This window comes from Halomonas sp. ABH4_019, from assembly GCF_056159885.1.
Genome location: NZ_JBSWWC010000004.1, coordinates 466,924 through 481,059 on the forward strand (window position 1 = coordinate 466,924; position 14,136 = coordinate 481,059).

The 14,136-nt window shown below is 69.6% G+C and carries 15 protein-coding genes; 5 read left to right on the plus strand and 10 right to left on the minus strand.

All coding sequences use genetic code 11. From position 1 onward, the window contains the following. Position 1 precedes the first annotated feature (1 nt). Both ACXAFN_RS17990 and ehuB read left to right on the plus strand, forming a co-directional pair. Positions 2-553, plus strand: a complete 552-nt coding sequence (locus ACXAFN_RS17990; protein ID WP_474991019.1) for a carboxypeptidase-like regulatory domain-containing protein — start codon at positions 2-4, stop codon at positions 551-553. A gap of 92 nt (positions 554-645) precedes the next feature. After that, the gene (ehuB, locus tag ACXAFN_RS17995; protein ID WP_474991020.1) at positions 646-1,524 is read left to right on the plus strand and encodes an ectoine/hydroxyectoine ABC transporter substrate-binding protein EhuB; all 879 of its coding nucleotides are present in this window, start codon (positions 646-648) and stop codon (positions 1,522-1,524) included. Positions 1,525-1,557: 33 nt separating this feature from the next. Here ehuB and hda read toward each other — a convergent pair whose 3' ends face one another. Next, positions 1,558-2,259: a DnaA regulatory inactivator Hda gene (gene hda / locus ACXAFN_RS18000; RefSeq protein ID WP_474991022.1), complete on the minus strand. Its 702-nt coding sequence runs from the start codon at positions 2,257-2,259 to the stop codon at positions 1,558-1,560. Beyond that, positions 2,256-3,332 (minus strand): AI-2E family transporter, encoded by a 1,077-nt coding sequence (locus tag ACXAFN_RS18005; protein WP_474991024.1) that lies wholly within the window; start codon positions 3,330-3,332, stop codon positions 2,256-2,258. The genes hda and ACXAFN_RS18005 overlap by 4 nt, the downstream gene beginning before the upstream one ends. A gap of 139 nt (positions 3,333-3,471) precedes the next feature. On the opposite strand from ACXAFN_RS18005, the gene purM reads away from it, so the two are divergent. Both purM and purN read left to right on the plus strand, forming a co-directional pair. Beyond that, the gene (purM, locus tag ACXAFN_RS18010) at positions 3,472-4,545 is read left to right on the plus strand and encodes a phosphoribosylformylglycinamidine cyclo-ligase (RefSeq protein ID WP_474991026.1); all 1,074 of its coding nucleotides are present in this window, start codon (positions 3,472-3,474) and stop codon (positions 4,543-4,545) included. Then, positions 4,542-5,282 carry a phosphoribosylglycinamide formyltransferase gene (gene purN, locus ACXAFN_RS18015; RefSeq protein WP_474991028.1) on the plus strand — a complete coding sequence of 247 codons (741 nt, stop codon included), beginning with the start codon at positions 4,542-4,544 and terminating at the stop codon, positions 5,280-5,282. Before purM ends, purN begins: the two co-directional genes overlap by 4 nt. Before the next feature lie 378 nt (positions 5,283-5,660). Here the strand turns inward: purN and dcd are convergent, their stop codons facing one another. From dcd to ACXAFN_RS18030, 3 genes are all read right to left on the minus strand, one after another. Then, entirely contained in the window at positions 5,661-6,227 is a 567-nt protein-coding gene (dcd, locus tag ACXAFN_RS18020) for a dCTP deaminase (protein ID WP_126486044.1), read from the minus strand. Positions 6,228-6,319: 92 nt separating this feature from the next. After that, positions 6,320-7,141 carry an iron-sulfur cluster carrier protein ApbC gene (gene apbC / locus ACXAFN_RS18025; protein WP_474991030.1) on the minus strand — a complete coding sequence of 274 codons (822 nt, stop codon included), beginning with the start codon at positions 7,139-7,141 and terminating at the stop codon, positions 6,320-6,322. 135 nt (positions 7,142-7,276) lie between these two features. Beyond that, a complete protein-coding gene (locus ACXAFN_RS18030; RefSeq protein ID WP_474991032.1) occupies positions 7,277-8,341 on the minus strand; it encodes a hypothetical protein in 1,065 nt (354 codons plus the stop codon). Between the two features lie 224 nt (positions 8,342-8,565). Here ACXAFN_RS18030 and ACXAFN_RS18035 point away from each other — a divergent pair, with 224 nt between their 5' ends. Beyond that, a complete protein-coding gene (locus ACXAFN_RS18035) occupies positions 8,566-9,495 on the plus strand; it encodes a YihY/virulence factor BrkB family protein (RefSeq protein ID WP_474991034.1) in 930 nt (309 codons plus the stop codon). 139 nt (positions 9,496-9,634) lie between these two features. Here the strand turns inward: ACXAFN_RS18035 and ACXAFN_RS18040 are convergent, their stop codons facing one another. The 5 genes from ACXAFN_RS18040 to ureE all read right to left on the minus strand — a co-directional run bounded on the left by ACXAFN_RS18040 (position 9,635) and on the right by ureE (position 14,051). After that, positions 9,635-11,059, minus strand: coding sequence for a phospholipase D family protein (locus ACXAFN_RS18040; protein ID WP_474991035.1), 1,425 nt, complete (start codon positions 11,057-11,059; stop codon positions 9,635-9,637). Positions 11,060-11,244: 185 nt separating this feature from the next. Next, complete coding sequence (locus ACXAFN_RS18045) at positions 11,245-11,838, minus strand: HupE/UreJ family protein (RefSeq protein WP_474991037.1); 594 nt, start codon at positions 11,836-11,838, stop codon at positions 11,245-11,247. A 166-nt stretch (positions 11,839-12,004) separates the two neighbouring features. Continuing rightward, positions 12,005-12,640, minus strand: coding sequence for an urease accessory protein UreG (gene ureG / locus ACXAFN_RS18050; protein ID WP_474991039.1), 636 nt, complete (start codon positions 12,638-12,640; stop codon positions 12,005-12,007). 225 nt (positions 12,641-12,865) lie between these two features. Continuing rightward, complete coding sequence (locus tag ACXAFN_RS18055; protein ID WP_474991041.1) at positions 12,866-13,549, minus strand: urease accessory protein UreF; 684 nt, start codon at positions 13,547-13,549, stop codon at positions 12,866-12,868. After that, positions 13,539-14,051, minus strand: coding sequence for an urease accessory protein UreE (gene ureE / locus ACXAFN_RS18060; RefSeq protein ID WP_474991043.1), 513 nt, complete (start codon positions 14,049-14,051; stop codon positions 13,539-13,541). Before ureE ends, ACXAFN_RS18055 begins: the two co-directional genes overlap by 11 nt. Between the last annotated feature and the right edge of the window lie 85 nt (positions 14,052-14,136).

Sequence of the window (14,136 nt, forward strand, 5' to 3'; positions counted from 1 at the left end):
GATGAAACACCCCTACCTGCCCATCCTGATGGGTCTGATCCTCACCGGCTGCCAGATGCTGCCGCCCGAAGGCGTGACGCGCCGCGGCGATCCTGCCGAGGTCATCGACATCGGCGAACGAGCGCCGGAGACCACGCCATCGCCGGACGGACGCGTGCCGCGCCAGGTCGCCTTCCCCGCCGAGCAGTATGCCGCCCTGGAGAAGACCGGCAGCGCCGCGCTCAGCGGCCGCCTGACGCTGGACACCGCCTCCGGCACCGTGGCCGGCGGCGGCGAGACCGTCTCGGTGGCGCCGGTGACCACCTATTCCGCCGAGGCCGCCGAGCAGGCCCTCGCCGGGCGCGCCGTGGAGCCCGCCGATCCCCGGGCCCGCGCCTATACCCACACCACCCGTACCGACGCCGACGGCTATTTCGTGCTGCGCGGCCTGCCGTCCGGCAACTTCTATGTTTCCGGCAGCCTGGTCGACCCCGACAGCGGTCGTCGACGTGTCGTCATCCACCAGGTCTCGCTGGCCGATGGCCAGCACCGCGAGGTGCAGCTGAGCCGCTGAGCGCCCCGATGGCGCCTCCCGGGCCGGACTTCTACCCTGAAGACGATGCTCGCGACGCTCTGGGGTCGCGGGCCCGGACCGGGAGAGACGACATGGAACGGAGCATGCACGGCGTCGCTCGCGCCTCGCTGGCCGGGTGGGCGCTTCCCCTGGCCCTGGCCGTCGCAGGCGCCTCGCAGGCGGCCAGCCTGGACGAACTGCGGGAACGGGGCAGCATCCGCGTCGCAGTGGCCAACGAAGTGCCCTACGGCTATCTGGACGACGACGGCCAGGGACAAGGACCCGGCCCCGAGGTGGCGCGCCACGTCCTCGGCGAGCTCGGCATCGACGACATCGAGTGGGTGGTGACCGCCTTCGGCGACCTGATCCCCGGCCTCGAGGAAGGCCGCTTCGACATGGCCGCCGCCGAAATGGCGGTGCGCCCCGAGCGCTGCCGCCGAGTGCTGTTCTCGGCGCCCAACACCTCCTACGGGGAAGGCCTGCTGGTGCGCGCCGCCAACCCGCTCGAGATCAACGGTTACGCCGACTTCGCCGAGCGCGACGACATTCGCGTCGCGGTCCTCGGCGGCGCCACCCAGGTCGACATCATGGCGGCGCTGGGCGTCCCGGACGACCGGGTGGTGGTCATCGACGACAACGCCGCGGCCATCGACACCCTGCTCGACGACCGGGCCGACGCCTACGCTGGCACCGGGCTCACGGTGAGCCGTCTCGACGAGCAGAACGCCGAGGTGGAAGTGGTGCAGAACTTCGAGGACCCGAAGATCGACGGGGACTTCGTGCGCAGCTGGGGGGCCTTCGCCTTCCCCCAGGACGCCACGACCCTGCGCGACGCCTTCGACGAGGTGCTGCTCGACTACCGCAACACCCAGGCCTGGCAGGACACCCTGGAAAGCCACGGCTTCACCCAGGACGACGTCCTCAACGCCTTCCGCTTCGACACCGAGTGGCTTTGCGGCCAGCAGCAATGAGCGTGGCCCTTCTCTAGGCCCCTCCCGCGTCTCCTACCAGCCCAGCGCCTGCTTGACGAAGGGAATGGTCAGCTTGCGCTGGGCGGAGAGCGAGGCCCGGTCGAGCGTCTCCAGGGCCTCGAACAGCGCGTCGAGCCGGCGCGGCCCGCGATGCAGGATGTAGCGCGCCACCTCGTCCGGCAACTGCATGCCGCGCACCCGCGCGCGGAGCTGCAGGGCGGCCAGCCGGCCGTCGTCATCCAGCCCCTGGACGTGGAAGGTCATGCCCCAGGTCAGCCGCGAGGCCAGGTCGGGGAGTTTCACGGCCAGTTGACGCGGCGGCGCCTCGGCGGCGATCACCAGCCGCTTGCCCTCGTCGCGCAGGCGGTTGAAGGCGTGGAACAGCGCCTCCTCCCAGCGCTTGCGGCCCATCACCCGCTCGAGGTCGTCGATGGCCACCAGGTCGAGGCGCTCCACCTCCTCCAGCATCAGCGGCGGGAAGTGGCCGAGTTCTTCGAGTGGCAGGTAGAGCGCACGCCGATCACGATCCGAGGCGGCATGGCAGGCCGCCTGCAGCAGGTGGCTGCGGCCCACGCCGTCGCCTCCCCATAGGTAGAGGAAGGGTTCGCCGTCGTCGTCCAGCTGGTGCTGGAGGCGATCGACCAGCGGGGCGCTCGGTCCGGGGTGGAAGTTGGCGAAGGTGGCGTCGTCGCGCAGCCCCACGCCCAGCGGCAGCTGCGCGGGTGCTCGACTCATGGCGACTCCTCGTCCTGGGGCAGGCGGCCGGTATCGTAAAGAGTGCTGTTTTTATAATGCTCGTGGAGATAACGCAACACCACCATCACCACGGCGGCCACCGGCAGCGCCAGCAGGATGCCGGTGAAGCCGAACAGCTGGCCGCCCGCCAGCACCGCGAAGATCACCGCCACCGGATGCAGGCCGATCTTGTCGCCGAGCAGCTTGGGCTGCAGCACCGTGCTCTCCACCAGCTGGCCGAAGCCGAAGACCCCGCCCACGGCGAGCAGCATCAGCCAGTCGCCGAACTGGAAGAAGGTCACCAGGCCGGCCACGCTGATGCCGACGATCACCCCCAGGTAGGGGACGATGCTGGCCAGGCCGGACAGCAGCCCGATCAGCAAGCCGAACTTGATGCCCAGCAGGGTCAGACCCACGGCGTAGATGACGCCCAGGCACAGCATCACGATCAGCTGGCCGCGCAGGAAGGCGGCCAGCACCTCGTCGCACTCCCCAGCCAGGCGCACCGTCGCCGGCTCCCAGTGGCGCGGCAGCGAGGCCCGCACCTTGGCCACCAGGATGTCCCAGTCGAGCAGCAGGTAGAAGGTCACCACCGGAATCAGCGCCAGGTTGCCCACCCAGGCCGCCAGCGCCAGCCCCGACTGGGAGACCTTGGCCAGCAGGGTAGCAGCGAAGGTACCGGTCTCGCGCCAGTTGTCGAGCAGCGCCTGGCGCAGCTGGTCGAAGTCGGTGCCGAGATCGATCCCGGTCAGGCTGCGAATCTCGGGCAGCACCCGGGTCTGCACCCAGTCCAGCGCCGCCGGCAACAGCTCGATCAGCTGGCCTAGTTGGCGGCCCAGCAGCGGGATCACCAGCAGCAGGGTCAGCACGATGACCAGCGTCAGCAGCAGGAACACCACCGCTACCGACAGCCGGCGTGACAGCCCCATGTCTTCCAGGCGGTCGGCCAGCGGGTCGCCCAGGTAGGCCAGCACCATGCTGACGAAGAAAGGCATCAGCACCGGCTCGATGCTGATGAAGAACCACAGTCCCACCGCCGCCGTGACGGCCAGGATCCACCCCTGTCTGCGCATCTCGCTCTCCCTGTGTGATGCCCGGCACGGCGGTGCGAGCCGTGCGTGGTGATGCTACAATTCACGCCCCATCTTGCCCAGCCCGGCGGCACCGACGACGCCGGGCTGCATCGATCGCAATGTTCAGACAGGACAGGTCATGACCGATTCCACCAACCGCCCGAGCGGCGCCTCCCTCAGCTACAAGGACGCCGGGGTCGACATCGATGCCGGCAACGCCCTGGTCGACCGCATCAAGGGCGTCGCCAAGCGCACCACCCGCCCCGAGGTGATGGGCGGGCTGGGCGGCTTCGGCGCCCTGTGCCAGCTGCCCAGCGGCTACCGCGAGCCGGTACTGGTCACCGGCACCGACGGCGTGGGCACCAAGCTGCGCCTGGCCATGGACCTGGGTCGCCACGACACCATCGGCATCGACCTGGTGGCCATGTGCGTCAACGACCTGGTGGTGGCCGGCGCCGAGCCGCTGCTGTTCCTCGACTACTATGCCACGGGCAAGCTCGACGTGGACATCGCCGCCGACGTGGTGACCGGCATCGGCGAGGGCTGCGAGCAGGCCGGTTGCGCCCTGGTCGGCGGCGAAACCGCCGAGATGCCCGGCATGTACGACGGCAGCGACTACGACCTGGCCGGCTTCTGCGTCGGCGTGGTGGAGAAGGACGAGATCCTCGACGGCAGCCGGGTCGCCGAGGGCGACGTGCTGCTGGGCATGGCCTCTTCCGGCCCCCACTCCAACGGCTACTCGCTGATCCGCAAGATCCTTGAGGTCTCCGAGGCCTCCCTGGACACCGCCCTCGACGGCCAGCCGCTGGGCGAGGCGCTGCTCGCGCCGACCCGCATCTACGTCAAGCCGCTGCTGTCGCTGATCAAGGAGACCGACGTGCCGGTGCACGCCCTGTCGCACATCACCGGCGGCGGCCTCACCGAGAACCTGCCGCGCGTACTGCCGGAAGGCGCGGCGGCCCGCATCGACGTGGCCAGCTGGGAGCGCCCGGCGGTGTTCGACTGGCTGCAGCGGCAGGGCAACGTCGAGGAAACGGAGATGTTCCGCGTGCTCAACTGCGGCATCGGCATGGTGCTGGCGGTGCCGGCGGACAAGGCCGATCAGGCCCGCGCTCACCTGCAGGGCCTCGGCGAGACCGTGCACCGCATCGGCGAGATCGTCGCCCGCGGCGAGGGCGACGAGGCGGTCCAGCTGGAGAACCTGAAGGCATGAGCGAGACCGGCTACACCAGCGATACCCTGCAGGACTTCACCCCCGAGCCCGCCGAGGCTCGGCGGGTGGTGGTGCTGATCTCCGGCAACGGCAGCAACCTCCAGGCGCTGATCGACGAGCAGGGCCATGACCGCCTGGGCGGCGAGATCGTCGCGGTGATCTCCAACCAGGCCGACGCCTACGGCCTCAAGCGTGCCCGCGAGGCGGGCATCGACGCCGTCGCCCTGCCCCATCGCGAGTACGACAGCCGCGAGGCCTACGACGGCGCCCTGATCAAGGTCATCGAGCGCCACGAGCCCGACCTGGTGGTGCTGGCCGGTTTCATGCGCATCCTCTCGCCGCGCTTCGTGCAACGCTTCCTCGGCCGGCTGATCAATATCCATCCCTCGTTGCTGCCGGCTTACCAGGGCCTGCACACCCATGCCCGGGCGCTGGCCGACGGCGTCGCCGAGCACGGCTGCAGCGTGCACTTCGTCACCGAGGAGCTCGACGGCGGCCCGGTGCTGCTGCAGGCCGCGGTCGAGGTGGCCGAGGGCGAGACCGAGGACAGCCTCAAGGCCAAGGTCCACGCTCGCGAGCACCTGATCTACCCGATCGCCGTGAAGTGGTGCCTCGAAGGCCGCCTGCAGTTCGCCGACGGCGGCGCCCGCTTCGACGGCATGCCGCTGCCGGAGCAGGGCCTGCGCATGTCCCACGCCGACGCGGCCGAGGAGCTGGACGAGGATATCGAGGAGTAAGCTGCAAGCGGCCAGTCGATAGCCTGAAATCGCCGAAAGCAACAGAAGACCCCGAAGACGAAACCTTCGGGGTCTTCTGTTTTCGAGGTGGCGTCCCAAACTCGAGAAAGCCAGCGATTTGCGCAGCGAGCGATGGCAGGCTGGGTGCCGCCGGAGCGCAGAACCGAGCGAAGCGACAGACATCCGGAGGATGACCCCGAAGGGGCGAGGAACCGCAGGTTCCGAGTCAACCGGAGGGTAGCCTGCGGCATGAGGATTCCGATCGGGCCGGCGTACCGGCACCGCCGGCGGCCGGGAGGGCTAGGTTCGTTCCTGACGAACCAACGCGTTTCCCACTCCCGTGTGGGTCAGCAAGCGCAGCCGCCAATCGACGCTTTCTCAGGTCCGCGGCAGGGTCACGCCCCGCTGCCCCATATACTTGCCGCCGCGGTCCTTGTAGGAGGTCGCGCAGACCTCGTCGGACTCCAGGAACAGCATCTGGGCCACGCCCTCGTTGGCGTAGATCTTGGCCGGCAGGTTGGTGGTGTTGGAGAACTCCAGGGTCACGTGCCCTTCCCACTCCGGCTCCAGCGGCGTGACGTTGACGATGATGCCGCAACGCGCGTAGGTCGACTTGCCCAGGCAGATGGTCAGCACGCTGCGCGGGATGCGGAAGTATTCCACGGTGCGCGCCAGGGCGAAGGAGTTGGGCGGGATCACGCAGACATCGCCCTTGATGTCGACGAAGCTCTTGTCGTCGAAGCCCTTGGGGTCGACCACCGCCGAGTGGATGTTGGTGAACACCTTGAACTCGTCGGCGCAGCGCACGTCGTAGCCGTAGCTGGACGTCCCGTAGGAGATCACCCGCCGGTCGTTCACATAGCGCACCTGGTCGGCCTCGAAGGGCTCGATCATGCCTTCCCGCTCGGCCATGCGGCGGATCCAGTGGTCGGATTTGATGCTCATGGGTCGTCCTGCTGGGTGAAAGGAAAATGCAAAGGGGGCCGCCATGATAGCGGCCCCCGGCGCGGGCGTCACGATGCACGCCATAGAACGACTCAATCGCTGAACGAGATCTCCGGCCCCTCGTCCGGCGACGAGCCGGCGAGCTGCTCGGCCACCTGACGCGCCATGGCGCGAAAGCTCGCGGTCACCTCGCCGTCCGGCTCGGCGACCACGGTGGGCTCGCCGCCGTCGGCCTGTTCGCGGATCGCGAGCGTCAACGGCAATCGGCCCAGCAGCCGGGTGTCGTACTCCCCGGCGATGCGCTCGCCGCCGCCCTCGCCGAAGATCGGCTCGCTGTGCCCGCAATTCGAGCAGACGTGCAGGCTCATGTTCTCCACCACGCCGAACACCGGCACGTTCACCTTGCGGAACATCTCGATGCCCTTGCGGGCATCCAGCAGGGCGATGTCCTGGGGGGTGGTCACGATCACCGCGCCGTCCACCGGCACCTTCTGGGCCAGCGTCAGCTGGATGTCGCCGGTCCCCGGGGGCATGTCGACGAACAGCACGTCCAGCTCGTCCCAGGCGGTCTGGGTCAGCAACTGCTGAAAGGCGCCGGCCACCATCGGGCCACGCCATACCATGGGCTCGCGGGTATCGACCATGAAGGCCATCGACATGGCCTGCAGCCCGTGGGCACGCAGCGGTTTCATGCGCTGCTCGCCGGCGGCCTCGGGCCGGGTGCCCTCCTCGACCCCGAGCATCCGGGCCTGGCTGGGGCCGTGGATGTCGGCATCCAGAATGCCCGTGCGATAGCCCTCGGCGGCCATGGCCAGGGCCAGGTTGACGGTGACGGTGGACTTGCCGACCCCGCCCTTGCCGGACGCCACGGCGACGATGTGCTTGACCCCTTCGATCACGACTCGCTCCTTCATGCGGTTGGGGCCGACCTCCTGACGGTCGGGTGGCGCCAGTATACCCGCCCCCTCACCGAGTGATGCAACGCCTGGCCTGCCCAGAAACGACACGGGGCGCACCTCGGTGCGCCCCGCATGCGGATACGAAGGGTCTCAGGCCTCCTGGGCCTCCTTATCCGCCGCCCCTTCGCCTTCGGGCGATTCTTCGACGGGAGCCGCCGGCTCGCCGCCCGGGCTCTGGGACTCGTCGCCGCCGCTCTGCTCGTCAGAGGCCGCCGCCGGCTTGCCGCCCTGGGGCTGGGCCTCGTCGTCGCCGCTCGGCTCGTCAACGGCCGCCGCCGGCTTGCCGCCCTGGGGCTGGGCCTCGTCGTCGCCGCTCGGCTCGTCAACGGCCGCCGCGGGCTTGCCGCCAGCCTCAACGGAGGAAGCCACCTCGGCGTCCAGATCGGCGAGGGCATCGCGCCAGCCGGCCAGCTCGCTCTTCAGCTGAGCCAGTTGCTGGCCCCGCGCCTCGACCTCGGCCTCGAGCGCCGCCAGCGCCTCACGATCCTGCTGAAGTTGCGCCTTCACGGTCTCGAGCTCGCTGCTGGCCTCGTCTCGCTGGGCTTGCAGCTCTGCTCGCTCGTCGCGCAGCGGCGCCAGGGAGGCTTCGATCTCGCCACGCTGCTGCTCGAGCTCGGCGACCTCTTCCACCAGCGTCTCACGCTGCTGTTCGGCCTGCTCACGCGCCTGCACGGCCTCGTCGCGTGCCGCCACGGCTTCGTCGAGGGCCTCGGCGGCCTCTTGCGCCTGTTGCCGGGTCTCCTCCAGGGACGCCTGGCGCTCCTGGAGCCGCTCCTCGGCCTCGGCCACCTGGGCCTCCAGCGGGTCGAGGGCGGCGTTGGCCTCCTCGAGCCGCGTCCTGGCCTGCTCCACCTCGGCGGTGACGCTGTCCAGTTCGGCCTCGGCGGCCTGGCGCTGCTGTTCGAGCTCGTCGGTCCGCGCCTGGAGCGCCTCGACCTCGGATTGCGCGGCCTGCTGCTCGGCCACCTGGCTCTGCAGTGCCTCGTTCTCGCTCTGGGCCGCTTCCAGGCGCGATTGCAGGGCATCACGCGCCTCGTCGCTGGAGCTGGCACTGGACTGGGCGAACAGCGCCCAGATCACCGCCACCACGGCGACGATGGCCAGCCCCCTGACGCGGTTGTCCTGGAAAAGCTGTCGCATGGAACTGTCTGACATCGGCTTTCTCCCGACATGGGTCGATGAGTATGGCAGGAATCCTTCCCGGGCCCTGCACGATGGGTCGATTCAGCATACACCCTGATGGCGCAGCATGACGCGCGCCTCCACCAACGCCCGGGAAACGCCCTCGAGGCGAGCCTTCCTCGCGCGCGGACCGAGGCGATTGACGCGAATCGCCTCGGTCAGCGTATCATGCCGGGAGATTCTCGACCGGCTTGCCCATGTCCGACGCCCAGGCCCCGTCCTACCGACACCGTCTTACGCTGCTCGTGTGCCGTGTGCTGCGCTTCGCCTGGCGGGTGCTGGGCGCCTTCCTGCGCAATCGCGGCATCCTGCTGGCCGGCGGCGTGGGCTACAACATCCTGCTGTCGATCGTGCCGCTGTTCGCGCTGCTGGTGGTCTTGCTCGCCCAGGTGGTCGACGAGCAGCATCTGCTCGCGCTGCTCTCCATCCAGGCCCGGCACCTGGCACCCGCCCACGCCGAGGTGCTGCTCGATGCCGTGCGCTCGCTGCTCGACTCGCGGGATGCCATCGGGCTGCTCGGCGTGCCGGTGCTGCTGGTGTTCAGTTCCTTCGCCTTCCGCATGCTGGAAGACGCCCTGGCGCTGATCTTCCATGCCCCGGACGCCCACACCGGACGCTCGGTGTGGGTCTCGGTGCTGATGCCCTACGCCTTCATGGTGGTGCTGGGCGCCGGGCTGATGGGGCTGACACTGCTGGTCAGCCTGGCCGATGCGGTCAATACGCTGTGGATGGCGCTGCTGGGTCGCGAGCTACCGCTGGCGGGCCTCTCCCGTACCGCGCTGAACCTGACCAGCTTCGCCGGCGTCTTCCTGCTGTTCAGCGCCATCTACAAGGTCATGCCGGTGGTCAAGGTGGCGCTGCGCCGCGCGCTGGTGGGCGGCTTCGTCGCCGCCCTGCTGTGGGAGGGCGCCCGACTGCTGCTGATCTACTACTTCGCCCACCTGTCGTTCGTCAACGCGGTCTACGGCTCACTGGCGACCCTGATCGTGGTGCTGCTGACCCTCGAGGCCGGCGCCATCATCCTGTTGCTCGGCGCCCAGGTGATCGCCGAACTGGAACGCAATGCCCGCCTGGGCCTGCCCTGGCACCTGGATTCGCGGCACCAGGCGGTCACCCACGTGGACTAGGCAATATCTGAAAACCGTCTGCGCTCGGCTATACCGCGTTAAAAATCATCTCAAAGTCCTCATTTACACCCCGTAAACTCCGGCTTTTCGCTAATTTTTGCCTTGTCTAGCCTTCGCTCGTCGACTTTTCAGACAATGCCTAGAAGGTCGAGAGCCCGGTGGCCTCCATCAACCGATAGCGCCAATGGGCCAGCCGCCCCACACCGTCCGACTCGACATAAGGACGGCTGGTGGTGCGCTCCGGCGTGGAGTGCCAGCGCCGGGCGAAGAATGCCTCGGCGTCGGCCAGCGCCGTCAGGCTCGGCGGGCCGAGCAGTCGCAGGCTGGTCTCCAGGTTCAGGTCATCGAGGTTGCGGCGGGTGAAGTTGGCCGAGCCGAGGATCAGCTCGACCTCACTCCCGTCGGCGGGGCGGCGAAGCAGCAGCTTGGTGTGGCACTGCTCGCCGCGGGTCGCGCACCAGCGCACCGGTATGCCGGCGGCGACCAGTTCCTCGGCCACCGGGCGGTTGGGAATGCCGCCCTTGTCGATGCCGAAGGCCTCGCGATTGGGGTCGAGCAGCACCCGCACCTCGACCCCGCGGTGGCGCGCCGCGACCAGCGCCTCGATCAGTTCGCGATGGGCCAGGTAGAACACCGCCACGTCGAGGCGATCACCCTCCCCGGCCCGCTCCACGGCGGTCACCAGCGCATCACGGATCGCGCCCTCGGTCAGCAGTTGCAGCCGCGGCCCGCCCGGGTCGTCCTCGGCGGGCGGTGGGGCGGGCCCCGGCACCGTGACCCCGGACCAACCCGCCACCGCCCGCTCCGAGGCCAGCAGGTCGAGGGCCGCCGCGCCCTCGACGCGCAGCGCCACGTTGCCGTGCAGGCTGCTGGCATCGTGGGGGTTGGCCGAAGTCACCAGCCCCGCCCAACCGTCGCCCTGGTCCACCACCAGGGTCTTGCGGTGATTGGCCTTGACGTTGGCCAGCGCCAGATAGCTGCGCAGGGTGACTTCCCCGGGCCCCAGGGCATTGGGCAGCCAGCCGGCGGACGCCTGATTGCCGAACCAGCGCGGCCCCAGCTGCCAGAGCCCCGACCACAGGGGATTGGAGGCGCGCAGCCGCTGCAGGTCGGTGATCACCACCTCCACGCCCGCCTCGCGCAGCCGCTCGAAGTGGGCGAGTTCCAGCCCGCCGTAGAGGGTGTTCAGCGGATCGGTGATCAGGATGGCGCGCAACTCGGGATGGCGGCGCCGCTGTCGGACCAGCGCCTCGGTGAGCTCCTCGGACAGCGGGCGGAAGTCGACCCCGTCGGCCGCCCCGGCGAAGTCGTTGAACAGGAACATGTCGACGACGACCAGGCGGCGCGCCTGGCCGATCATCGCCAGCGCCTCGTCGAAGATCGCCTGGCGGCGATGGCGCTCGCCCGCGGCATCGTACCAGGTCTCGTCGGTCAGCAGCCGCGGCGATTCGGCCACGCGCAGCGGATGGGCCTGGCCGACGCTCTCCGGCAGCGGCTTGTAGCGCTGCCAGGCGCCCATGGCCAGCCACACCAGCAGCAGCGCCCCGAGCATCCAGGCCCACATCCGTCGTCTCCTCGTCCCGCTCCCCATTTCACGCCTCCCTGGCGGCCCTCGAGGGCACCGTCGCCCTCGCTCATGGCCGCCAGCATAGCGCGAAGGCCGGCACTAACGCAGCGCGCCGAACACCGCAGCCTAACGCAGCGCGCCCGGCACGAGGCCGGGCGCGAAGACATCCTGCGGGCTGGCGATCAGCCGAAGGCGAACATCGCCCCCATGGCGGCGATGACCGCGCCCAGGCCGCGCAGCACCCGCTGCTCCCGGGCCATCAGCCAGCCGGAGGCACGACGGCCGACATAGGTCAGGGCCAGGGTCGCCAGGCTGAAGCCGGCCAGATACAGCAGGGTGCTGGCGCCGTGGGGCATCTCGGCGGCATGGGCATGGCCGTGAAAGACCATGAAGGCGACCACGGCGACGCTGCCCAGCGCCGCGGGCACCCGCGCCAGGGCGGCGACCATCACGCCGGCCAGCAGCACGCTCAGGGCGATACCGAACTCGACGCCCGGCAGCGCCATCCCGGCCCAGCCAAGTCCGGCGCCCAGCAGCATGCCGGCCACCGCCAGCAGCGGCACCAGACGGCCCATGGAGGCCGACTGACGCATGCTGAACAGACCGATGGCCAGCATCGCCAGCAGGTGGTCGAGGCCGAACAGCGGATGGGTCAAGCCCGCCGCGAAGCCGCCGCCGGCGACCTCATGGCCGGGATGGGCCCAGGCGTTGCCGGCCATCAGCAACAGGGACGCGGCGCCCAGGGCGCGCGAGCGAACGAGGGATGACAGTTTCATGGCGATCTCCTTGCCGTGATAATCAGAGTGGCTTGCAGATATGACGCTCGTCCGGCGCCAAGACCAGCGAGGGCGCTGTAAACCCTTCCCTGGGCGCTACCGACGCCATCCATGGCGTAGGACCCTCGCTTTGCCTTGTCCCCGACGAACGTGGCATTGGTGACGATCAGTCTGCGTCCGCGTGCCGGGGCCGGCGCTCCGGCAGCATGCCGCGGTCGAGGATGAAGGCGATGATCTCCTCGAGGCCGACGCCATCGTGCAGGTTGGTGAACACGAAGGGCCGCTCGCCGCGCATCATCTTGGCGTCGCGCTCCATCACCGCCAGCGAGGCGTGCACCTGCTCGGCGATGTCGATCTTGTTGATGATCAGCAGGTCCGACTTGGTGATGCCCGGCCCGCCCTTGCGCGGGATCTTGTCGCCGGCGGAGACGTCGATCACGTAGAGCGTGAGGTCCGAGAGCTCGGGGCTGAAGGTCGCCGACAGGTTGTCGCCGCCGGACTCGACCAGCACCAGCTCGAGCTTGGGGTGGCGCGCCTGGAGGTCGTCGATGGCGGCGAGGTTCATGGAGGCGTCCTCGCGGATGGCGGTGTGCGGGCAGCCGCCGGTCTCGACGCCGAGGATGCGATCCGCCGGCAGTGCCTCGTGGCGGGTCAGGAAGTCGGCGTCCTCGCGGGTGTAGATGTCGTTGGTGACCACGGCGATATCGTAGTGATCGCGCAGGGCCCGGCACAGCTGCTTGAGCAGCGCCGTCTTGCCGGAGCCCACCGGGCCACCGACGCCGATACGCAGGCAATGGGTCATGTGTCTCTCCTCTTACTATTACTGAATCGGTTTTCAGTGCCGGCGACGCGCTGGATTCACCACGCCACGCGGCCGAAACCCTGGCCCTCCGGCCGGCCTCTCGCGGTCGGAAAGACGGCACATCCCTGTGCCTTGCTTTCCTCGGCCTTCTTCCCTGAAGGCCGACCGCGTCGTCTCGGCCCTCGCGCCAGCGGCCACGCAAGGTGGTTCACCAGCGGTCGCCTGCTAGCTGCGAAACAACCGCGAGTACTGGGTCTCGTGCTGGGCGCTGGCCAGCGCCAGGCCGGGCAGCATCGGCCCGAGTTCGTTGTCGTCGTACTCGAGGGCCGCGTCCGTCGCCGCCACCAGCGACGGGCGCAGGCGCTCGATCAGGCGCTGGGCGGCGGTGTGGCCGAGCGGCAGCGCCTTGCAGGCCACGGCGAGCTGGTTCTCGAGCCAGGCCCAGGCGAAGCCGAGCAGCGCCTGGCGCGGCGTCACGCCCCGGGCCAGCGCCAGCCAGGCGAAGACGCCGACGTAGCCCATGCCGGTGAGGCGAGACGGCTCGGCCGGCGTCAGCCCGAGGCTCGTGACCAGCCGCGTCAGGGCGGCTCCGAGACGCGCCTCCTCGGCGGCGAGCTCGGCGGTCTCGCGGGTGGCGGCGAGCCAGGTGTTCCAGTGCTCGAGCGCCTCGACGTCGTCCTCGGCCCAGGCCGCCATGAAGCGCGCCAGCACCGGCAGCTCGCAGCGCGAGAGGCCGTCGTCGAGCACGCCTTCCAGCCACTCGCCGAGATCGTCCTCGCCGCGCACCCAGTCGAGCTCGAAGGCGCTTTCCAGGCCCTGGGACCAGGCGAAGGCACCGATCGGCAGCGCCGGGCTGACCAGCTGCATCAAACCCAGCAGCGCCAGATCGTCGGTCGACTCAGTGGGCATGATCATGACCGTGATGATGCCCGTGATGATGGTGGTGATGGCCGCCCTCCCCGGCCCGCGCATAGGCGCCGGGCTCGGGATCGAAGGAGGCTTCGTGGTGCTCGAGGCACGCACCCAGGCGCTCGGCCAGTTCTTCCAGCACGTGATCCGGCGGGAAACGCACCCAGCCCTGACCGGTAGAATCCGCATCGGCCCCGATCGCCAGCTGCACGTGGCGGTTGCCCAGGTGATAGCTCAGCCGCGCCAGCGGCAGGCCCGCCTCGATCCGCGCGGTGACCACCGGCTCCACGGCGGCCTGAATGCGGATCGTCCGGCCGTCCTCGCCGGTCAGGCCGTCGTCGTGTCGCAGCACGGGGCCGCGGTCGAGGAAGACCCCGACCTCGCGGCCACCGTCGGTGGTGGCCTTGAAGCGCCCGCGGGTACGGGTCTCGTAGTCGAGGGTCAGGGTGTCGAGGGCGGCGCTCGCCTCGATCGGCCCCAGGCGTTCGGTCAGTGTCAGCATGGTCCTCATCCTGGTTGTGGGTCCCGGGCTTCGGGCTTCGGGCTTCGGGCTTCGGGCTTCGGGCTTCGGGCTTCGGGCTTCGGGC